At 42.9% G+C, this 20,002-nt stretch carries 18 protein-coding genes and 1 pseudogene; 13 read left to right on the top strand and 6 right to left on the bottom strand.

Going from position 1 to position 20,002, the window contains the following annotated elements:
• Positions 1-15: 15 nt before the first annotated feature.
• The 8 genes from D5F11_RS19005 to D5F11_RS26730 all read left to right on the top strand — a co-directional run bounded on the left by D5F11_RS19005 (position 16) and on the right by D5F11_RS26730 (position 8,135).
• A complete protein-coding gene (locus tag D5F11_RS19005; RefSeq protein WP_120115612.1) occupies positions 16-1,359 on the top strand; it encodes an aspartate aminotransferase family protein in 1,344 nt (447 codons plus the stop codon).
• A gap of 364 nt (positions 1,360-1,723) precedes the next feature.
• Positions 1,724-1,867 (top strand): hypothetical protein, encoded by a 144-nt coding sequence (locus D5F11_RS26735; protein ID WP_185830790.1) that lies wholly within the window; start codon positions 1,724-1,726, stop codon positions 1,865-1,867.
• Positions 1,867-2,544 carry a CoA transferase subunit A gene (locus tag D5F11_RS19000; protein WP_120115613.1) on the top strand — a complete coding sequence of 226 codons (678 nt, stop codon included), beginning with the start codon at positions 1,867-1,869 and terminating at the stop codon, positions 2,542-2,544. The genes D5F11_RS26735 and D5F11_RS19000 overlap by 1 nt, the downstream gene beginning before the upstream one ends.
• Positions 2,529-3,182, top strand: a complete 654-nt coding sequence (locus D5F11_RS18995) for a 3-oxoacid CoA-transferase subunit B (RefSeq protein WP_120115614.1) — start codon at positions 2,529-2,531, stop codon at positions 3,180-3,182. Before D5F11_RS19000 ends, D5F11_RS18995 begins: the two co-directional genes overlap by 16 nt.
• 213 nt (positions 3,183-3,395) lie before the next feature.
• The gene (locus D5F11_RS18990; protein WP_120115615.1) at positions 3,396-4,577 is read left to right on the top strand and encodes a thiolase family protein; all 1,182 of its coding nucleotides are present in this window, start codon (positions 3,396-3,398) and stop codon (positions 4,575-4,577) included.
• 10 nt (positions 4,578-4,587) lie between these two features.
• The gene (locus D5F11_RS18985; RefSeq protein ID WP_120115616.1) at positions 4,588-5,877 is read left to right on the top strand and encodes a peptidase; all 1,290 of its coding nucleotides are present in this window, start codon (positions 4,588-4,590) and stop codon (positions 5,875-5,877) included.
• A 651-nt stretch (positions 5,878-6,528) separates the two neighbouring features.
• Entirely contained in the window at positions 6,529-7,920 is a 1,392-nt protein-coding gene (locus D5F11_RS18980; protein ID WP_120115617.1) for a YjiH family protein, read from the top strand.
• A 50-nt stretch (positions 7,921-7,970) separates the two neighbouring features.
• Complete coding sequence (locus tag D5F11_RS26730; protein ID WP_185830789.1) at positions 7,971-8,135, top strand: hypothetical protein; 165 nt, start codon at positions 7,971-7,973, stop codon at positions 8,133-8,135.
• A gap of 121 nt (positions 8,136-8,256) precedes the next feature.
• Here the strand turns inward: D5F11_RS26730 and sspL are convergent, their stop codons facing one another.
• Positions 8,257-8,397 carry a small, acid-soluble spore protein L gene (sspL, locus tag D5F11_RS18975; protein WP_120115618.1) on the bottom strand — a complete coding sequence of 47 codons (141 nt, stop codon included), beginning with the start codon at positions 8,395-8,397 and terminating at the stop codon, positions 8,257-8,259.
• Between the two features lie 109 nt (positions 8,398-8,506).
• Between sspL and D5F11_RS18970 the strand changes: the two genes are divergently transcribed.
• Entirely contained in the window at positions 8,507-9,625 is a 1,119-nt protein-coding gene (locus D5F11_RS18970) for an NAD(P)/FAD-dependent oxidoreductase (protein ID WP_120115619.1), read from the top strand.
• Positions 9,626-10,011: 386 nt separating this feature from the next.
• Here D5F11_RS18970 and D5F11_RS18965 read toward each other — a convergent pair whose 3' ends face one another.
• Genes D5F11_RS18965 through D5F11_RS18950 form a run of 4 tightly spaced genes read right to left on the bottom strand, consistent with a single transcriptional unit; the run spans position 10,012 to position 14,492 of the window.
• Positions 10,012-11,556, bottom strand: a complete 1,545-nt coding sequence (locus D5F11_RS18965) for a hydantoinase/oxoprolinase N-terminal domain-containing protein (RefSeq protein ID WP_120115620.1) — start codon at positions 11,554-11,556, stop codon at positions 10,012-10,014.
• On the bottom strand, positions 11,549-12,646 hold the full coding sequence (locus D5F11_RS18960; protein WP_120115621.1) for an S-methyl thiohydantoin desulfurase family protein: 1,098 nt from the start codon (positions 12,644-12,646) through the stop codon (positions 11,549-11,551). The genes D5F11_RS18965 and D5F11_RS18960 overlap by 8 nt, the downstream gene beginning before the upstream one ends.
• Complete coding sequence (locus D5F11_RS18955; RefSeq protein WP_120115622.1) at positions 12,643-13,914, bottom strand: cytosine permease; 1,272 nt, start codon at positions 13,912-13,914, stop codon at positions 12,643-12,645. The genes D5F11_RS18960 and D5F11_RS18955 overlap by 4 nt, the downstream gene beginning before the upstream one ends.
• On the bottom strand, positions 13,911-14,492 hold the full coding sequence (locus D5F11_RS18950) for a TetR/AcrR family transcriptional regulator (RefSeq protein WP_160707359.1): 582 nt from the start codon (positions 14,490-14,492) through the stop codon (positions 13,911-13,913). The genes D5F11_RS18955 and D5F11_RS18950 overlap by 4 nt, the downstream gene beginning before the upstream one ends.
• A gap of 446 nt (positions 14,493-14,938) precedes the next feature.
• Here D5F11_RS18950 and D5F11_RS18945 point away from each other — a divergent pair, with 446 nt between their 5' ends.
• The 3 genes and pseudogenes from D5F11_RS18945 (at position 14,939) to D5F11_RS27545 (ending at position 17,923) form a co-directional block, all read left to right on the top strand.
• Entirely contained in the window at positions 14,939-16,156 is a 1,218-nt protein-coding gene (locus D5F11_RS18945) for an aromatic amino acid transport family protein (protein WP_120115624.1), read from the top strand.
• A gap of 8 nt (positions 16,157-16,164) precedes the next feature.
• Positions 16,165-17,043, top strand: a complete 879-nt coding sequence (locus D5F11_RS18940) for an acetamidase/formamidase family protein (RefSeq protein WP_120115625.1) — start codon at positions 16,165-16,167, stop codon at positions 17,041-17,043.
• A gap of 371 nt (positions 17,044-17,414) precedes the next feature.
• Positions 17,415-17,923, top strand: a pseudogene (locus D5F11_RS27545) (helix-turn-helix domain-containing protein).
• Positions 17,924-18,187: 264 nt separating this feature from the next.
• Here D5F11_RS27545 and D5F11_RS18930 read toward each other — a convergent pair.
• Entirely contained in the window at positions 18,188-18,940 is a 753-nt protein-coding gene (locus tag D5F11_RS18930) for an SDR family NAD(P)-dependent oxidoreductase (protein ID WP_120115626.1), read from the bottom strand.
• A gap of 417 nt (positions 18,941-19,357) precedes the next feature.
• Here D5F11_RS18930 and D5F11_RS18925 point away from each other — a divergent pair, with 417 nt between their 5' ends.
• Positions 19,358-19,849 carry a sigma-70 family RNA polymerase sigma factor gene (locus D5F11_RS18925; RefSeq protein WP_120115627.1) on the top strand — a complete coding sequence of 164 codons (492 nt, stop codon included), beginning with the start codon at positions 19,358-19,360 and terminating at the stop codon, positions 19,847-19,849.
• Positions 19,850-20,002 lie beyond the last annotated feature (153 nt).

Raw genomic sequence — 20,002 nt, 5'->3', positions numbered from 1 at the left:
ATTGAGGTGGATATCATGACAAGAACATATCTCATTAAACCTGTTTTGGATTATAAATATCCCGCTATTACGCATGGTGATGGAATCTATCTATATGACGAAAAAGGGAAGCAGTATATTGATGGATCTTCCGGGGCCGTAACAGCCAGTATTGGACATGGTGTACAAGAAGTCATTGATGCGATGGCAGAGCAGTCCAAGAAAGTTTCTTTTGTTTATCGCTCGCAGTTTACAACGGAGGCAGCAGAGCAGCTGGCAAAAAAAATCAGTGAAATATCACCTAGTGATCTAAACTGGTCTTTTTTTGTGAACAGTGGTTCCGAGGCGACAGAAACTGCTATGAAAATTGCAATCCAGTATTGGCAAGAAAAAGGAATGAAAACAAAAAATAAAATCATCTCCAGATGGATGAGCTACCACGGAATTACAATGGGTGCTTTATCGATGTCCGGGCATATCCAGCGACGGGAACGCTTTGAACCTATGCTTGAAAACTATCCTTCTCTTTCAGCACCTTACTATTACCGGGATGCAGATCAGAGAACAATAGAAGAATGCGACGATTTTTATGCCCAAGAATTGGAGAAAGAGATTTTGAGAATAGGAAAAGATCATATCGCTGCATTCATCGCAGAGCCGATGGTTGGAGCAGCGGGAGGGGCATTGACTCCTTCAGATGGGTACTTCCAGAAAATGAAAGCCGTCTGCGATCGGTATGACATTTTATTCATTGCGGATGAGGTCATGACCGGGGTGGGAAGAACCGGGAAAATGTTCGCCATGGAGCATTTTAATGTGATACCTGACATTATAGCTACAGGAAAAGGAATGAGTGCCGGATATACACCAATGGCGGCAGCAATCGTAAGCGAAAAAGTGATGGAGCCGATTTTGAAAGGATCCAAGATTGTCATGAGCGGCCATACTTTCAGTGCGAACCCACAATCTGCCGCCACATGCTTGGCTGTATTGAATTATATCGAGAAAAATAACGTCGTCGAAAACTCAGCGGTGAACGGAGCTTATTTAAAAGAAAAAATTCGCGAACTCGCTGAAGCAAGTGAGATCATTGGTGATGTCCGCGGAAAGGGCTTATTCGTAGGTGTCGAGTTTGTCAAAGACAAGTTGACGAAAAAATCGTTTGATCGGGCATTGGATGTTGTCAGTAGAATTGTTCAGGCGAATTTCGAAGAAGGCCTTCTTGTCTATCCGGCAAACGCGGGGACGGATGGATTAATCGGCGATGCTGTTATCTTGTCACCTCCACTTACTATTACAAAAGAAGAAGTGGATGAACTGGTCAGAAGGTTTGCGGTGGCACTTAGAAAAGTTGAGAGAGAACTTTCGAAGAATGGATGAGGGGAAAGCGCGCTAGAAGCGGCCAGTATTTTCGTAAGTTGACCAGAAAATCGGAAAATTGGATAGTATTTTCGAAATCTGGACAGTAAACCGGCAAATTGGCAAGCGTTTTCGAACATTGGCCAGTAAATCCAGTGAATCGGAAAGTATATCTTGAAATCGGCCAGTAAATTAGAAAAATGGCAAGTATTTCTTAAAAGTGGACAGAAAATCGAGAAATTCGGCCAGTAAATCATGGAATCGGAAAGTATATCTGAAAGTTGGCCAGTAAATCGGAAAATTGGATAGTATATCCGAAAATCGGATAGTAAATCGAAAACTTGGCTAGTATTCCTAGAAATCTGGAAAATCAAGAAAGTTATGAGTGTTTCAGGTAGATTTGAAAAAATTAATAGCATTTTTAGGAAGTAAAGGTAAATCCGGAAATCCCCAAGCCTTTTTGAAAATGGAACCAATTCCAGGAAAGCAAATTGTTTTTCAAAAGCATAAATATGAGGAGCGTTGGTAATGGCAAAGGTAAGATCAGTTCAAGAAGCAGTTAAATATATAAAAAGCGGTTCAACTTTGATGGTCGGCGGTTTCGGGGGGATCGGGAATCCGCCGACCTTAATCAAAACAATCTTGGAACGCGATATCAACGAATTGACTTTGATTTGTAATGACGCAGGGTTTCCTCATATTGGGATCGGCCAGCTCGTTACGGAGGGAAGGGCGGCGAAGCTTGTCGCATCTCATATTGGCTCTAATCCAAATGCTGGCAAATTCATGCATGAAGAAAAATTGGATATCGAGTTTTCGCCTCAGGGAACGTTAGTCGAACGGATCAGGGCTGGCGGTGTGGGGTTAGGCGGCATTTTAACTGATATTGGCGTGGATGGGCTAGTTGCAGAAGGCAAGGAAACAGTTGTTGTTGAAGGGAAAACTTTTCTGATTGAAAAGCCGCTTACAGCTGATGTTTCCATTGTATATGCGAAAAAAGCTGACGAGTTTGGAAATTTAATTTTTGATAAGAGTGCTAGGAATACAAATCCATTGGTAGCGATGGCTGGAAAAATCACTATCGCGGAAGCGGATGAAATTGTACCGGTTGGCGAGTTGGATCCTGAAGAAGTCGTTACACCAGGTGCGTTTGTAGATATTGTTGTAAAAAGTGAAGGGGTGAACTGGACATGGGCATGGGAGTAAGTGTGCGCGAAGCCATTGCAAAAAGGGCTGCGGAAGAAATTAAGGATGGAATGGTTGTCAATCTCGGAATCGGCATTCCTACTTTGGTTGCCAACTATATTTCTCCGAATGTTAATGTTATGTTTCATGCTGAAAATGGAGTTCTGGGTACGGGTCCGTCTCCATTAAAGGGTGAGGAAGATGCTAACCTATGTAATGCAGGCGGAATTCCGATAACTGTTGCGCCGGGTGCTTCCTATTTTGACAGTACCCTTGCATTTGGAATCATCCGCCGCGGGTTGCTGGACGTGACGATTTTAGGAGCGTTTGAGGTGAGTGAAAGCGGCGATTTAGCGAATTGGATTGTTCCAGGAAAAATCGTGTCAGGAATGGGCGGCGCGGTTGACTTGGCGCAAAAAGCCAAAAAGGTGATTGTACTGATGAATCATACGGACAAGCATGGCAATCCGAAGATTGTACAAAAATGCACCTTGCCTCTTACTGCAGAGAAATGTGTCAATCTGATTATTACAGACATGGCCGTCATCGAGGTCACTGAACAAGGATTAAGTTTAATAGAAGTGAAAGACCCGTATACAGTTGAAGATGTAATCAATGCTACAGGAGCGGAACTTCATGTTCCTGATCATGTAAAATAGCGAACTACCCGTGGAGAGACAGTAGCGAAAATTAAAAAATGCAACTTCCCACATTGAAAACGATTAACAAAAAATCGGAATAGTGAGGTATCCACTAGTTGAATGGAACAGCTATTAAAAAGTGGCACCCTTTCTAAAAATGAGATTACCAAATATCAAATAGAGCGGACCAAAAAATCTGGTTGTTAGGTGAATAAAAAAGGAGGTTTTACGATGCAGGATGCAGTGATCGTGGCTGGTGTCAGAACGGCGGTTGGTGCCTTTGGCAAATCATTAAAAAGAGTAGAGGCCGCAGAGCTGGGGAAACAAGTTTTAGAACAATTAATGGAAAAAACAAGTTTACCTAAAAGCAGTGTAGAAGAAGTGATCTTCGGACACGGGTATGTGCACGGCGGCGGGTTAAATTCGGCCAGAATCGCGTCACAGAAGGCGGGATTCTCTGAGGAAACACCGGCTTATGTTGTCATCAAAGCATGTGGTTCAAGCCTGAAAGCCATCACAAATGCGACTGCCGCTATTCAAACAGAGCAGAACGAAGTGATTGTTGTCGGCGGAACGGAGAGCATGAGTAATGTTCCTTACATTGTCAAGAACCGCTGGGGTTCCAAGTTTGGTAATGTTGTCATGGCAGATGCGCTGATGGCAGATGGCCTAGTTTGTTCGCTTGGGAATGAGCATATGGGTATAACAGCTGAGCGATTAGCTGAACAATATCAAATTTCACGAGAAGAACAGGATCAATTTGCTTATGACAGCCATGTGAAGGCAGCGAAGGCGATCCAGGAAAATAAATTTTCGGATGAGATTGTCCCCGTTGAACTCCTGACAAGGGAAGGGAAACAACTTTTTACAGCAGATGAAAGTGTAAGGGCATCCATCGACAAGGAAAAACTGGCGACCTTAAGGCCGGTCTTTAAAAAGGATGGTTTCGTAACGGCAGGGAATGCGTGTCCGATGAATGATGGGGCTGCGGCATTGTTGATGATGTCCGCTAAACGCGCTGAACAAGAGGGTCTCCAGCCGCTCGTCAAAGTAAAAGCATATGCAAGTGCCGGTGTGAACCATTCGATCATGGGGATTGGACCAGTTCCAGCGACAAAAAAAGCGCTGGAAAAAGCGGGGGTAACGCTCGATGATATCGGTTTGATTGAATTGAACGAAGCTTTTGCTGCCCAAGCGCTAGCTGTGATCAAGGAGCTCGGTTTGGATGACAGGCGCGTGAATGTTAACGGAGGAGCGATCGCGCTCGGTCACCCTGTTGGTGCAACTGGTGCCAAATTGAGTGTCACACTTATCCATGAGATGATCCGCTCGAAAACGAAATATGGATTGGTGACTATGTGCATGGCCGGAGGTATGGGAATTTCGGTAATCTATGAAAATATGACTTTGTGAGGTGGTAATCATGATAGTTAAAGAGAGGATTAATCGATGGATTGATGACAATAGACAAGCACATATAGAATTTTTACAAAAATTGGTTCAACTTGCGAGCACTCAAGGAAATGAAAAAGAAGTTCAGGAAAACGTTGCCCAATTTTTAACCAATCTTAATGTAGATGTTGATGTCTGGGAATTGGATGGTGAAAGATTGCAGAAGCATCCTTATTTCTATTCGAATCGTGTAACGTTTAAGAACAGCCCGAATGTGGTGGGCGTTTTAAAAGGAAGCGGCGGAGGAAAGTCGATCATACTAAATGGACATGTGGATGTAGTACCTGAAGGTGACCACGAACAATGGGATAATGGACCATTCAGCGGGGAAATCGTGAACGGAAAAATGTACGGTCGGGGCGCGACTGACATGAAAGGAGGCAATGCTTCCTTGATGATTGCCCTTGATGCGATCAAATCCTTGGGAATCCGTTTAAAAGGTGACGTCATTTTTCAAAGCGTTGTGGAAGAAGAGAGCGGCGGTGCTGGAACCCTGGATACTATTCTTAAAGGGTACAAAGCGGATGCAGCGATCATTCCGGAACCGACCAATATGAAAATTTTTCCGAAACAGCAGGGGTCCAAGTGGTTCCGACTCATTGTGACAGGGAGAACGGCACATGGCGGCACAAGATACCACGGCGTCAGTGCGATTGATAAAACGTTTATCGTCACTGAACATGTGAAGGAATTAGAAAAAATAAGAAACGATCGAATTACGGACCCGTTATACGACAATATTCCGATTCCTGTCCCTATTAATATAGGTGCTATCAAAGGCGGAGACTGGCCATCTTCCGTTCCAGACATCGTCGAACTGGAAGGGCGCATTGGAATTGCGCCTAACGAGACAATGGAAGAAGTTCAAGCGGAAATGGAAATATGGCTGATAAGGCTGGCAGAGAAGGATGAATGGTTTAAAGAACATCCTGTTGAAGTCGAGTGGTTCGGGGCGAGATGGGTCCCTGGAGAAATCAAAACAGACCATCCATTAATGAACTCATTGATCAACAATTTTAAAGAAGTGGCTGGGGAAGAGCCTGTGATTGAGGCTGCACCTTGGGGTACAGACGGCGGGCTTCTATCACAGGTCGGAGACACACCGAGCGTAGTTTTCGGTCCCGGAATCACGAGTCTCGCGCATTTTCCAAACGAAGCCATTGAGGTGGAAAAGATATTTGAAGCGGCGAAAATCATTGCGGCGACGATTGTGGATTGGTGTGAACTTGATAAGGATTATGAAAAAACTGTCAGGAGGTAAGTCCTGGCAGATTTTTTCATTGGAGATATATGTGATCTTGCCTACTGAGAGAAAATACGAACCGACATGAAGTGAATTTGATCTGCGAATAGGCATATATGATCTAGCTGGGGAAAATATGATCCGAGTTTGGTATTGATGATCCGGCACAGGGTCGCAATAATTGTGGGTCTAGTCTAATTTTTGAGACTTGCATAAATGGTCCAGAACGGAGTGAGCACGATCTGTAATTAGCAGATATGATTTAAGCTATAGGAAAAAATGATCGTGACTTTCATAAATTGAGCACAATCCTTAATGATCTAGTTAGATCTGACTCAGAAAATGTGCTCCGTAATTGGTATGAAAGATCTTTCATGGATTGAGTATCCTCCGTAATTGGGAAAATACAATTCAACTCAGGAAAAAATAGTCTGCGTCCAGCATGGAATGATCTGTATATGTCCCGCAAACGGGGACAGGTGCATAATAATTTCCTGAAATGAACAACCTGTAATTTCTTTTCAAAATCCGAAGAATTTATCTTTCATAGTCTATACTAAAATAGTAATTTCCACTGGACAAACTATAGTTAATCATGCATAATAATGCATTAGTATGGATTTTTAAAAATTATTCTGAGATAGGTTTTTATATGAAAGGTGAGAACACATGAGTTTTCCAGCTAAAGGAATGTCTTCCCAAAATAAGCCTGTATCATTGAGGTCCTATTCTTTTGTCCAATATTTGAAATTTATCATTCCGTCTCTTGTAGGTATCTATTTGTTCATGGTTCCAGTAAAAACGGAGGAAGGAATTACGATTCCTGTCGCATTTATGGCAGGTGTGATCAACAATTTATTCGTTGATTATGTTCCGGTTGCAGCAACCTGGTTAATGATTTTATCAGTTCTGGCATCCATTGTTTCACGGGTTTTTAAGCCGGCATTTATCATGAAAAATTCCTTCCTTTACACGGTTTTTCATGTGTCAAATGGTTGGCTTGTGACCCGGATTTTAGGGACGGTTTTCTCTGTAATGTCTGTGTTTAAAGTAGGACCCGAATGGATTGGCAATGAAAATACGGGTGGATTGCTCGCATATGATTTGATTCCAGTTTTATTTACCACGTTTCTGTTGGCTGGATTTTTCTTGCCGCTGCTGTTGAATTTCGGCCTGCTTGAATTGTTTGGTGCTTTGCTGGCTAAGGTCATGCGGCCTTTATTTAAAATTCCCGGCCGATCTTCGCTGGATTGCCTTGCTTCTTGGGTCGGTGACGGTACAATCGGAGTGCTGCTCACTTCCAAGCAATATGAAGGAGGCTACTATACAAAGCGTGAAGCTGCTGTCATTGCAACAACATTTTCAGTCGTATCGATCACTTTTACTATTGTGGTAAACCAATATTTGAAACTGGAAGATTATTTCCTTGAATATTATGCAACGATTGTTATCGCAGGCTTAGTGGCTGCTATTATTATGCCAAGAATACCACCTTTGTCCAGAAAGCCGGATACGGGATATGAACATACGGAATTAAAAGCCGAAGAAGGAATTCCGTCTAATACGAACCCGCTCAAATGGGGAATCAGCGAAGCTGTTTTGCAGGCGAATAAAAATAATAATGTATCATCCATTATCAAAGAAGGCTTTAGGAACGTAATTGAAATGTGGCTTGGCGTCATTCCTGTGGTCATGGCGATAGGGACGGTCGGTGTGGTTATCGCTGAATACACGCCGGTGTTCAAATATTTAGGAATGCCGTTTATCCCGATTCTTTCCGTGTTGCAAGTTCCGGAAGCGGCTGCTGCTTCACAGACCATGATCATCGGATTTGCGGATATGTTTTTACCAGCGATTATTGGAAGTGGTATAGAAAGCGAAATGACACGTTTCGTTATCGGCTGTGTTTCAGTTACGCAGCTTGTATATTTATCCGAAATGGGCGGATTGTTGCTCGGTTCCAAACTGCCGGTCAATCTGAAAGATTTGATTTTGATCTTCTTGTTGAGGACATCAATCACGTTGCCAATTGTTGTGCTCGTTGCGCATTGGATTTTTTAACTTCATTCAGCAGAAGTCTCCACTTCTGTAAGTAGTGAGATGAATGCATATTGTTATTCCATTCAGTGGGGGGCAAACCCCGGCTGAATAAAGTTAAAGCCTCCGGCGGATGCCACAGATTTTCAGAGGAAATTTATCGAGCGGTGCTCGATAAATCTGGGCGTAAATACGCCAAGGCGCATTTGATAATGGGAGAAGTTGCCTGTTCTGAATAGCCTTGTAGGAATTTTGTTACAGAATTAGCTTACTAATGCCGCTGGTCGGCAGATGTTTGATATGAAGAAATAAAAGCCTTTTAGCTAACGAGATGTTTTTGCTAAAAGGCTTTTTTATGGGTCAAATCTTGGTATTCGACTTTTTCGCTCGATCCTCCAGCTTGGTCTTTGGTTCCTGGTTTGCAACGTCCTCAGTTAGTCCTTGCGGGTTCACGCTTGTAACGACTCTTTTTTTGCTTCGTACACTATCATCGCGCTTCATAACTACACCTCCAATTCCTATTGTTTGGCAAATCTGAAATTTTATTCTTATGTGATCAGAGTTTTTGATAAACTGTACTTGAGAGACTTTTATATAAGGGTGTGAACATATGAAAGTGATAGTAGTTGGATCAGGAATTGTAGGAGCTAGTGCAGCATACCATTTGGTGAAAAAAGGCGTCGAGGTGACAGTCATTGATCAAGATCACGAGGGGCAGGCCACAAGAGCGGGAGCCGGGATTATTTGCCCTTGGTTAGAGGAGCAACCGGAACGGTACGCTCTATACAAAGAAGGAGCTTGTTACTATCCGTCACTCGTTTCAATGCTAAAAGAAGATGGTGAAACCAACCTAAGTTACGCCAGGGTAGGGGCTTTGGCGGTAAGCAATCATAAAGAAGATCTGGATAAGCTTGAGCAGAAAATTGAACAGCGGAAAATGGATTGTCCTGAAGTCGGAGAATTGCGGAGGTTATCCTCTGAAGAAGCGCAAAAGCTTTTTCCACCATTAAGAAGTGACTTAGAAGCTGTTTATATTGGGGGAGCAGCTCGTGTAGATGGAATTTTGCTGAGAGATGCTTTAAAAAGGGGAGCCGAAAAGCATGGTGCTCAGTTTCTATCTGGAGAGGCCAGTCTTGAAGTGAAAGAAGGAAAGATGGCTGGTGTTCATGTGGATGATGAATTTTTTCCCGCGGATGTAGTACTTGTTGCCGCAGGGTCGTGGATGTCCAAGTTGCTTGCACCGTTAGGGTTGGACATCTCTGTGGAACCACAGCGAGGCCAGATTGTACACATGCGCATTCCAGAAGCGGATACGTCTGAATGGCCGGTCATTATTCCGCAGAGTAGCCATTATTTAGTTTCGTTCGATAAATCTCGGGTGGTTGCTGGTGCAACGAGAGAAACAGGTTCTGGGTTTGATTACCGTATGACAGCAGGCGGCGTAAAGGAAGTGCTTGACGAGGCTTTGTCTGTGGCCCCTGGACTTTCAGACGGCACAGTAGAGGAAATCCGTATTGGATTCAGGCCATTTGGAAAAGATGGCTTGCCGTTACTTGGAGAGGTTTCGTCTATAAAAGGATTGGTTATCGCAAACGGATTGGGTTCCTCAGGCTTAACAATGGGGCCATATGCTGGGATGATCGCAGCAAAAGTCGCACTGGGTGAAGAACTGGAAATAGATATCTTAGCGTACGATCCGATGAGGCCCGTTACAGAAAATGTATATTAAATGCTCATTCCAAAGAGGCAGGGTTCAGCTTGATGAACCCTGCCTTAAATGGTGTCTGGATAATATGGGAAATATGTGATCTAAGAAAGACGGAATACTGTCTAAAAAAGTAAAATACAATCCGAGAAGGATGGAACACTGTCCAGGAAATTAAGATACTATCCAAATAGCCAAGAGTACTGTCCAGGAAAAGAAAATACTGTCCAACTAACCAGAATACTGTCCGATATAATAATTTACTGTCCAATAAACCAGGATAATGTCCAATAAAGCAATATACTGTGCAGATAGCCAGAAATACTATCCAGACAGCCGAAATCCTACCCGCTTTATCCCGGATATGATCCGCTCACTCAAAAAAGTGCCGACTCACGCCGGCACTTTCCTTATAAAGCTAATGGTCCTGCAGCTTTGACTCTCACTAAGATGGCATTTCCTGGCATGTAAGCCAATGGGAAGTCTTCCAACTGGATGATATCCACTTTTTCAGGATTTGCTCCTGCATCGATGGCCTCTTGGATGGCTTCGCTTCGTGCTTCTTGTATTACTTTTTGGTAGTCTTGCTCTTCCAAAGAATAAATTCGCTCGACGGTTCCACTTATATCTCCAAGTGCAGCTCCAATTGCATTGGCCACAGAAGCATGTGCTGGGCGGATGACTCGGCTGGCTCCTTTCAGTGATTCAGGCATTAACGCAGCACCCCCGCCAACGAGGACGACCGGCAAATCTTCTGCACTTGTTTTCATGCGGTCAATGGCATCTTCGACCATTGCAATGAAGTCGCGGTAGATATCTGAACATGGCACTTCGTGCAATCTCGCTGAGTCGGTGCCTTCGATATCCATGTATCCCGCACCAATGGCCACGTCTGTTGCGGTCAATTCCTCCCCGCCGAAAACAATCGCTTTTTCCGTGAGCTGGTATCCCACACTTTCTGGACCGATTTTCCATGAATCCTCATCCAAATACACCCGCGTTCCCCCACCAAAACCGATAGAGTAGATGTCCGGCATCCGGTAGTTCGTACGGACGCCTCCGACTTCTACGGCGATAGATGTCTGTCTTGGAAAGCTGTTGGCCAGCACGCCGATATCTGTTGTCGTTCCGCCGATATCTACAACAATGGCATCGGGCTCCTGAGATAAGTGCGCCGCTCCGCGGATAGAGTTAGTCGGTCCGCATGCAATCGTATAGATAGGATATTTCTGAGCGTAGCTGTTTGTCATCAAGGTTCCGTCATTTTGTCCGAGGTAGATGTGCGCGTTGATACCTTCATCTTTCAGGGCACGTTCGAAATCCTGAGCTACCCGGTTAATCACGGTCATTAAGGCAGCGTTTAAAATGGTCGCATTTTCACGTTCAATCAAGCCGATTGTTCCAATTTCACTTGATAGAGACACTGGAATTCCAGGAAGTTCTTTTTCAAAGAAGGCCGCTACTTCTTTTTCCTGATCGCTTAAAACAGGAGAAAAGACGCCTGAAATTGCGATAGAGTCTACTTTTCCACGGAACAGTTCCGCAGTTTCCTTCAATTCTGTATAATCCAAATCGGCAATGGGAGCTCCGCTATATTCATAACCGCCGTGGATCAAGACGGTCTCTGCTTGAACTATTGCTACAAGATCCTCTGGCCAGCCTAACATGGGGGGCACGGTTGATCCTGAAGGTAGGCAGATACGGACGATTCCAACCTTGTCCAATGATTTTCGCTCAACGATCGCATTTGTACAGTGCGTCGTACCCAGTGTTGCAACTTGAATATCTGCCACATTAACGTTTGTTTCTGCGAGCAATTTTTTAATTGTTTGCTGGATCCCTGTAAATACATCTTTCGTAGTCGCCGATTTCGTGCTTCCGATGACTTGATTGTCATGATCAAGAATAACGCCGTCTGTATTTGTTCCGCCTACATCAATTCCAAGTCTAATCATTTGCACGCTGCTCCTTTACTAATGTTTCCAACGGAATATAATCATATGGATATTTGAAATAGCGAGGTCCCGCCGTTTTGATGCCGATGTCTGTTCGCCACTTTTCGTTTGCAGGAAAGGCAACAATCGCGACTCTAGCTCCATATTTTAAACCTTCTGTTGTAATCGGCATCCCTGTTTCTTCATCCAATACTGCAATTAGATCCGGTGCCATGGCAACAGGTTTTCCTTCGACTTCTGCGAGCAGGTGCTCGTTTTGGAAGTGCAGCTTACAGCCCTTTCCTTGGAAAAAGTCGATTCCATCAAAGTTTGCTTCTCCTCTTGTAAAACCGCCCTCGATCTTTCTTTGGATGAGCATCGCTTTTCCTTTAAAAAGAAGATAGCCGTTCAGTTTTTTGACCATTTGTGTGATGGGATGAACCTCAGCTTGCCGCTGTTCTTTTAATAAAGCTCCAATTTCCTGAGCCAATGACAGGGTTCCTGGAATGACACTTTCCTTTGCTTGTTTTCCGGTGATTCCATAGTCACATACAATGGAGGATCCCCCCATTGAAATGGTTACATTTCGTGACAATTTTTCACTCCAGTATCCGTCAGCAGGTTGGATTGTCACGACATTGCCCTGTTCATCGCCAATGGTGACGAGCTCCGGTTTCAGGCCATCCAAATGGAAGGTGACCATCTGCGCTTCAGGGAATGCACGTCCCATTGCATCACCGTCCAAAATGGGAATGTTATTCATAGCAGCGACTGCCACTGGGATGAGCGAGTTCACGCCTCCGATCTCAATCGGCATAACGACATCTGTTTTCCTGCCGCACGCATTTTCGAAAGCTTTCAGCGGTGCCTCCAATTGCTCAAATGAAGGGATTTTTTCTACAAGCACGCTCGGTGAACCCATACCTGATGCTGGGAGTACCCATTGGTCGTCGGTGAGTTCATCAAGCGTAATTACCTGGACCGGCCCATATTTTTTAATGGCGGAGAGTGCCATCATTTTTCCGATATAAGGATCGCCGCCGCCGCCCGTTCCAAGAACGGTCGCCCCGACCGCAATATGTTCAATATCTTCTTCTGTTAACCATCTCATTGAATTACGCTCCTTTTCTTGAATAAAGCAATGAATAATGCCTGGAATATGAAAGCAATGAGGAAGCTGTCCAGAGACGAAATGGTGGTCAATGTAAACAGCTCAAGACCGATCGGTCCTTCCATTGTCAACCAACTCATGAAGGTTCCGAGCGCCCACGCTGTCAGTGCAAGCCATTTGAATGCTTGATCATTGTCTTCGTTAAAAAGCTTCAAGCCTCCTACATAATAAGCAGCCGTATATACACCGCCGATTGGCGCGATAAACATTGTCATGATTGTTAAGAAATTGATGAAATAATCATAAATGCCGAGTACAGCAAGCAATGTTCCGATAATCCCGGCAACGAGAGTTAGAAATACTTTGCTTTTTTTCGTAAAAATAACAGAAAGACTCAGCCCGGAAGAGTATGCGTTGCTTGTGTTTGTTGTCCACTGGGCCAAAATGAGAACTAAAATTCCTGGAATCCCCAATCCAACTGTGATCATGATTGTTGTCAGACTGCTTTCATCCATTAGGCGGGATAAAATCATCGCAATGATAATCATGAAGCTGTTTCCAAAGAAAAATCCGAAGAAAGAAGCAAGAACGGCATCTTTTTTCGTACGTGCCCATCTGGAAATGTCGGGTGAAATCGTTGCTCCCACAACGAAAATGCTAATAACAAGGGAGACAGCCATACCGAAAGTAAAGGCATTGTCGACAGGTGTATGCAAAGCGCTTGTACCATATTTGCTGAGCGCCAGTCCAACCGCTAAAAAGACAAGAATGAGAAGCAGTGGAACAGACCAAGAACTTAATTTTTCAATGGCTTTATAACCGATGACCGCAGTTGTCATCATCAGAATGCCGCCGATTGCGGCCAGTAAAGGAACGGGAAGCTGCAAACCTAATGCTCCGTCAATCGCGGCATAAGCATTTTCGGCAAAGAATCCCGCTTGAACACCGAACCAACCGATTAAAGAGACGGCAATGAAAAGGGATACGAGCTTCGCTCCCGAAATTCCGAAAGTAAATCTTGAAATCATGGATGTTGATAGTCCTGTTACAGCACCAACATAGGCGCAGAATGCCGCCAGTACGCCCAAAATGGCAGAGCCGATGATGACGGCCCATAAAGCATCATTAAACGCCATACCTTTTCCCAATTCAGCCCCGAAAAGCATGGCTGATAAATCTATTCCTACCGCGATCCAGACGAGGCTGATTGAAAACCAGGCCTTTCTTTCGCTCATAGGGACGACTTCTCTTGCATAATCGTTCGTCATTTTTCATTTCCTCCCATTAAAACTCTCATGATGTACAGTGCCTCGTCTATTTGTTGCTTCAATTCCTGGTCGTTATATAGTTTGATTTCCCAAAAAACCCCATCTAATATTACTGAAAATTGTTTAATTAATTTTTGGGAATGGGCCTCATCAATCTCCGGTTTGTCGCGGCGGATTAATTCCAATAATGAGTCGGTCATCCATTTGTCGAATGTTTGAATGTGTTCCAGTAAAGTTTGATGAATCTCTTTAGGTGGTGAAGTGACTAAAGAGATATAGACATTCGTCTCTGCCTCATGTTTTTTATGATAGTCAACTGTTCCTTTCAGAAGGGCTTCAAATATAGAAAGAATCGGCTCATCATGAACATCTTCCAGGATTTGCTTCATTTGGTTGAGATGATCTTTCAGCAGCTTTTGGAAGGCGTCCAGAAACAGCGACTCTTTATTTTTATAAAAAAAGTAGATGGAAGCAGGCTTGATACCGACTTCTTGGGCAATATTCCGCATCGTTGCTCCGTGATAACTATAAAGAGAATACTGGTTGATGGCGGCTTGCAAAATTTTTTCTTTTGTCAAAAAATTCACCACCTAACAAATGTTAGGTTAAGAATATATTAGTTTTGACCGAAAATCAAGGGGGGGGGTAAATGGATATAGAGATTTAACTTCATTCAGCAGAAGTCTCTCACTTCTGTAAGTGGTGAGATGAATGCATATTGATATTCCATTCAGTGGGGGTTCAAACCCCGGCTGAATAAAGTCAAAGCCTCCGGCGGATGCCACAGATTTTCAGAGGAAATTTATCGAGCGGAGCTCGATAAAATCTGGGCGCAAATACGCCAAGCGCATTTGATTATTTTTTATAGACATAGGAAATATAAGATAGTGGTTCATAGGGTAAAATGCTGGTTAAGGCATGGAAAATTCTCTTTCAGTCATTGAAAACGGTCTCTGTTTTTGTGTTTTGTTATACTTTTTTTTATGTATTTTTTTTTGATCATGGAAACAAGGAGAGGTTATTAGTGTCAGATTCTAATGGAAGTTCGGCTTTAACGCGAACAAAATTGACCCTGCTGGAAGGGATTGCCTTAATTGTAGGGGCCAATATTGGAGCGGGAGTTTTAAGTTTGGCCTATGGTGCCAAAAATGCCGGATGGCCTGTATTGGTATTCTGGGTCGTTGTCGCCGGAGTGCTTACAACGATTTCTATGTTATATGTAGCAGAAACGACGCTTAGGACGAATAAAACCCTTCAACTAAGTGGTTTGGCTGAAAAATACGTTGGAAATTTAGGGTCATGGCTTATCTTTTTGTCGGTGGCTGTAAATGCTTTAGGGGCATTGGTCGCTTATACTTCTGGAAGCGGTCAAATTTTGGCAGAGTTATTCGGTATACCGAATATGCTGGGGAGTTTTTTATTTTTTATCCCAGCGGTTGGAGTCATTTGGCTTGGATTGAAGGCTGCTGGAGTAGCTGAAAAATTTATTACGTTCGGCATGCTGTTTTTGGTTGTTCTATTAGTTGTGGCATCCATCATAGGACCGGGATTGAAAGTAGATTATCTTACTTTTTATAATCCGAAGTTTGCGATTCCGGTATTTAGTTTGACTGTATTTTCCTTTTTGGCTCAATACATTGTTCCTGAATTATCTCGCGGATACTCAAAAGAAGATATTAAGAACTTGCCAAGAGCAATTTCTATTGGCATGCTGATTACCGGAGTTTTATTGGCACTGGTTCCGATGGCGGCATTGGGATTAACAGGACCTGAAAAAGTAACGGAAGTTGTTACAATCGCATGGGCAGATGCGTTGGGAAGCTGGGCGTTTTTTACAGCAAACGGATTTGCATTATTGGCCATGCTGACATCCTTCTGGGCTTTGGGACAAAGCTATTTTACAAATATTATTGACCGTTTTAAATTTCCTTCAGAAACAAATAAAAAATATCGTGCTATTGCATTAGCAATTGTAGCGGTACCTCCGTTTCTTCTTGCTTACAGTGGATTTGTCGGATTCGTCGACGCCTTGTCAATCGCGGGTGCTTTCGCAGGAATCATGATGGCGATTGTGCCAGTCATGATGTTGAATAAATCCCGGAAAATTAATGAAAGGGAGCCGGAGTGGACCTGTGGGAAATTGGCACATCCTGTCATTCAAACATTGATTATTGTGTTATATACAGGAGCGGGAGTTTACACACTACTTGGCGTCTTTAACGTACTTCCGAAAGGCTGGTAAACAGGCGGATGCGCATTTTTCGCAAAGAAAAAACAATCACTCACTTCTCAGCTAATATGAAACCGGTTCATACGATTGAGCTTGGTGAGACGGTGATAATCGAAACCCATGATTGCTACGGCGGACAGATTACGGATGAAAGTGTATTGCGGCCGGATATTGATTTGTCTGTTATGAACCTGGCGACGGGACCGTTTTATGTGAATGAATTGAAAGCTGGGGATGTTCTTGCCATTGAGATTTTGGATATTGAGCTGGAGCAGTCCGGCGTGATGGTGATGTCAGATGGGCTCGGCGTGTTGGGTGATTTGGTGGATAAATCTACGACAAAAATCATTCCGGTAAAAGACGGACAGATTTTGTTTGGCGATGGGCTGGTTTTCCCGGCGACACCGATGATTGGAGTCATTGGCGTTGCTCCAAGTGAGGGCTCTGTTCACTGTGCGGTGCCTGGCGACCATGGTGGAAACATGGATACAAAAGACATCGGAATTGGAAGCAAAATCTATTTTCCAGTTTTCCAAGATGGCGGATTGTTCGCTTTAGGCGATCTGCACGCCTCCATGGGGGACGGGGAAATGGATGGGACCGGAGTTGAAATTGGTGGAAAGATAAAGCTGAAGGTGACCAAAAAGGAAGATTCTCAGCTTATCGCCCCGGTTGTTGAAACGAAAGATGCCTTTATGTTTATTTCATCAGCTGAGACCTTGGAGGCCGCTATCCGGCGTGGGGCCAGAATCGTGGTCGATCATTTGCAGCGGGAGCTTTCGCTGGAATTTGGGGAGGCATACCGTCTGTTGAGTATGCTTTGCGATCTGAAGATTAGCCAAATCGTGAACCAGCTTGTTACTGTCAGAGTGGCGGTTCCAAAGGAACTGTTTAGGTAGAAGTGCTCTAATCTGGGGCGGAATGCCACAGTCCGAAGATCCGGGATGTATGGTCAGAAGTTAAGCGTGTATGCTCTATTACTCAACGACTTCTTAGATTGGAAAAATATGATCTGAATTACGACCGTGATGTTCCCGAAAAAAGCAGCCCTACTCTGTAAAATTAAAGGCAATTGAATGTGTTATAAAACAGTAATATCAAGAGGTTGTCTTTAATGTCACACATTACATTAAATAATTAGTACATCACTTATATATAGTGGTGTACTTTTTTGTTTGTTAGACTTCTAAATGACCTCGTTGACTACCATAATAACCCTACAGATGTAAATATTTCCGGTAATTGAACGTTGCAGTAAAATAGATCGTACATTCCCGAAGCGTACATTCTGTTTGGAGGCAATTTAGGTAAACACGAAGAAACTATTAAACGTTGGATACGGTCAGGTAAATTCCCAAACGCTTATAGAAATAGCGATAAAGGAGGTTGGAGAGTTATTGAATCTGATTTATTGAAACTTAATAATGATCGTTTAATAAAAAAAGGCATCACTGTCACTTTTGCCAATGTTGCTCAATAGTCTAAAGAAGTCGATACCGAAGGTAAAGGGATTCAGGAAAATGCAATACGGTTAAATGAAGAGTTGTATGAATATTACAAACAACATAGTAAAACCTTTAAACAAAAGAAAATAGCAAAGGAATTAAACCAAACAGCTTGAATCTGGACGTTAATTTCCGAACGCTCAAACCCGACCGTAATCTTGACAACCTTCATAGGAAGTATATGAAACTATCAAAGCAAGAACTTGTCCAAAGACTGATTCTTGCTGAACAGTATATTTCAGAAAGAGTCAGCGATTGCTGTCTCTTATTATAGTGAAAGGTAAGCCTTTGATGTTATCTCCGGCTTTTCCCCCACTTCACACCGTACGTAACGAGTTTCCCAGCATACGGCGTTCCCATTTGATATATTAATTCCTATAAAAATAAGGTCAATCAGTAAAATAAACTGGTTGACCTTATAAATACGAAGCACCCGTTAGTTCAATAAAATGTATTATACGAAAAACGTAAAGGATAGAAGATATAATAGTCATCTGCATTACGAATTAAAAATTTTCCGGTAAAATTTCCCATTTCCTTATCTCCCACCACTAACATTCAAAATTTCTCCTAGGATATAATTTGAAGCTTCGGAGGAAAGGAAGGCAATTACCTCTGCTATTTCCATAGGTGTTGCAGCCCGTTTAATAGGTACAGATGAGGCCATGCGCTTAAGTCGATTATCGCCAGGAGCAAATTTATCGTGAAAAGGTGTTTCTACCATTCCAGGTGCTACCCCATTCACGATAATTCCATATTCAATTAGCTCTCTGGACATTCCAATCGTCATTGTATTTATCGCCCCTTTAGCAGATGCGTAATGAATACTTTCTCCTGCCCCTCCAATACGTGCAGCCGCTGAAGATACATTAATAATTTTTCCACCTTTTTTAGGAATCATATGTCTTAATACAGCTTGGGAGCATAAGAGAACACTGTTTACATTTAATTTGAACGTTTCTTCCCATAGCTCTTCACTCATATCCATAAATGTACTTTGGCGGATGCCACCACCAGCGTTATTAACTAAAACGTCAATTGTGCCAAATGAAGAAATAGCTTGTTCAATCATTGAGTTCACTTCTTCTTTATTAATAACATCAGCTTGAATTGCAATGGCGTCTCCATCTTTTTCTTGAATACGTTGGATGGCTTCCATGGCACCCTTCACATTTGAATTATAATTAATAATTACTTTAGCCCCTTTAGATGCCATCAACTCGGCCGTGGCAAGCCCAATACCTGAGCTCGCGCCTGTGATGAGAATAACCTTCCCTGATAAGCTATGCATAGCTCCCCTCCTAACAATATGTTTTAATAGTAATTCTACATTTTACATCGTTAAACCTTTTGAAGAAGATTTTTATATATGAGAAATTGAGGCTTTTGTCATACATACAAATCTTTCTATGCTCCCCCGATAGATGCACCCATTTTAATAGAATTCAATCTTAGTCTATTAGTATAATCCAATGATAAAAGTCGCAATTTACAATTTTTTACAGATGGAAGGTAATTTTTTAAAAATTTCATAAGAAAATTGAGTTTTCCATAGGAGAAAAATTAAAAGTAGGAGACTTTCAAAGGGTTTTGACTGTGGAAAATTGAATTTTTGCCAAAACAGTGATTAGCCTGAGTCGGCGCTTCCGATTAATGTGAAAGTACCCGGGAATAAAACGGGGAGCGCGCTTCCAGGAAGGATTCCTGAATGGAAGGTTTCACCGAATTGGCTAATCAGTACAGACCAATGATTTATCACATTATTCATTCGCTAAACATTTACAAAAATGAAGAGGAGTTTTTTCAAATCGCCCTCATTGCGTTATGGGAAGCGCAGGAGAGATTTGATCCGGAAAAAGGGAAGTTTAGCACATTTGCTTATTCCTATATGAAGGGCCGAATGATGACGGAGTTGACGAGGCAGTTGAAGGCAGAGGAAGTGAATGTCTACCCAGACGAGGTCTTTTGGGAGATGAAAAAGGATGAGCATGAGGAGGAACCGTTGCAGCTTGCTACCTTACTCTCATATTGTGATGGCCTTACCAACAAACAGAAGCAGTGGGTTATCTATACGTTTTATTTTGGGATGTCTGTAAGGGAGATTGCAGAAAAGGAGAAGGTCTCACTCTCGGCAGTAAAAAAATGGCGGGCGGGAGCGATAGAAAAAGTGAGGGCGAATATTAACACAGAGCGGTGCTAAAAATCAGATTCTCTATTCCTCTCCGATTTTCGGAGAGGAATATTTTTCGTACAGAAAATGTGCAGATTTATCATGTAAAATTTAAAAAGTTTGGGATGAAACTCACATTAAAAGTCATCAGGGCGCTATATGGTATAATGAAGTGGGAAAAAA

Source organism: Siminovitchia terrae (genome assembly GCF_003605405.2).
GTDB classification, from domain to species: domain Bacteria; phylum Bacillota; class Bacilli; order Bacillales; family Bacillaceae_C; genus Siminovitchia; species Siminovitchia terrae.
The sequence above is the reverse complement of the archived record's forward strand: the minus strand, read 5'-3'. Positions and strand labels throughout refer to the sequence as shown.

What these genes read in the sequence shown, in the direction of transcription:
- D5F11_RS19000 (WP_120115613.1), top strand. Translation starts at nt 1,867, where the DNA reads ATGGCAAAGGTAAGATCAGTTCAAGAAGCAGTTAAATATATAAAAAGC.
- D5F11_RS18930 (WP_120115626.1), bottom strand. Translation starts at nt 18,940, where the DNA reads ATGCATAGCTTATCAGGGAAGGTTATTCTCATCACAGGCGCGAGCTCA.
- sspL (WP_120115618.1), bottom strand. Translation starts at nt 8,397, where the DNA reads ATGAAGCGCGATGATAGTGTACGAAGCAAAAAAAGAGTCGTTACAAGC.
- D5F11_RS18960 (WP_120115621.1), bottom strand. Translation starts at nt 12,646, where the DNA reads ATGAGATGGTTAACAGAAGAAGATATTGAACATATTGCGGTCGGGGCG.
- D5F11_RS18985 (WP_120115616.1), top strand. Translation starts at nt 4,588, where the DNA reads ATGATAGTTAAAGAGAGGATTAATCGATGGATTGATGACAATAGACAA.
- D5F11_RS18990 (WP_120115615.1), top strand. Translation starts at nt 3,396, where the DNA reads ATGCAGGATGCAGTGATCGTGGCTGGTGTCAGAACGGCGGTTGGTGCC.
- D5F11_RS18965 (WP_120115620.1), bottom strand. Translation starts at nt 11,556, where the DNA reads ATGATTAGACTTGGAATTGATGTAGGCGGAACAAATACAGACGGCGTT.
- D5F11_RS18970 (WP_120115619.1), top strand. Translation starts at nt 8,507, where the DNA reads ATGAAAGTGATAGTAGTTGGATCAGGAATTGTAGGAGCTAGTGCAGCA.
- D5F11_RS19005 (WP_120115612.1), top strand. Translation starts at nt 16, where the DNA reads ATGACAAGAACATATCTCATTAAACCTGTTTTGGATTATAAATATCCC.
- D5F11_RS18980 (WP_120115617.1), top strand. Translation starts at nt 6,529, where the DNA reads ATGAGTTTTCCAGCTAAAGGAATGTCTTCCCAAAATAAGCCTGTATCA.
- D5F11_RS18940 (WP_120115625.1), top strand. Translation starts at nt 16,165, where the DNA reads ATGCGCATTTTTCGCAAAGAAAAAACAATCACTCACTTCTCAGCTAAT.
- D5F11_RS18995 (WP_120115614.1), top strand. Translation starts at nt 2,529, where the DNA reads ATGGGCATGGGAGTAAGTGTGCGCGAAGCCATTGCAAAAAGGGCTGCG.
- D5F11_RS18955 (WP_120115622.1), bottom strand. Translation starts at nt 13,914, where the DNA reads ATGACGAACGATTATGCAAGAGAAGTCGTCCCTATGAGCGAAAGAAAG.
- D5F11_RS18925 (WP_120115627.1), top strand. Translation starts at nt 19,358, where the DNA reads ATGGAAGGTTTCACCGAATTGGCTAATCAGTACAGACCAATGATTTAT.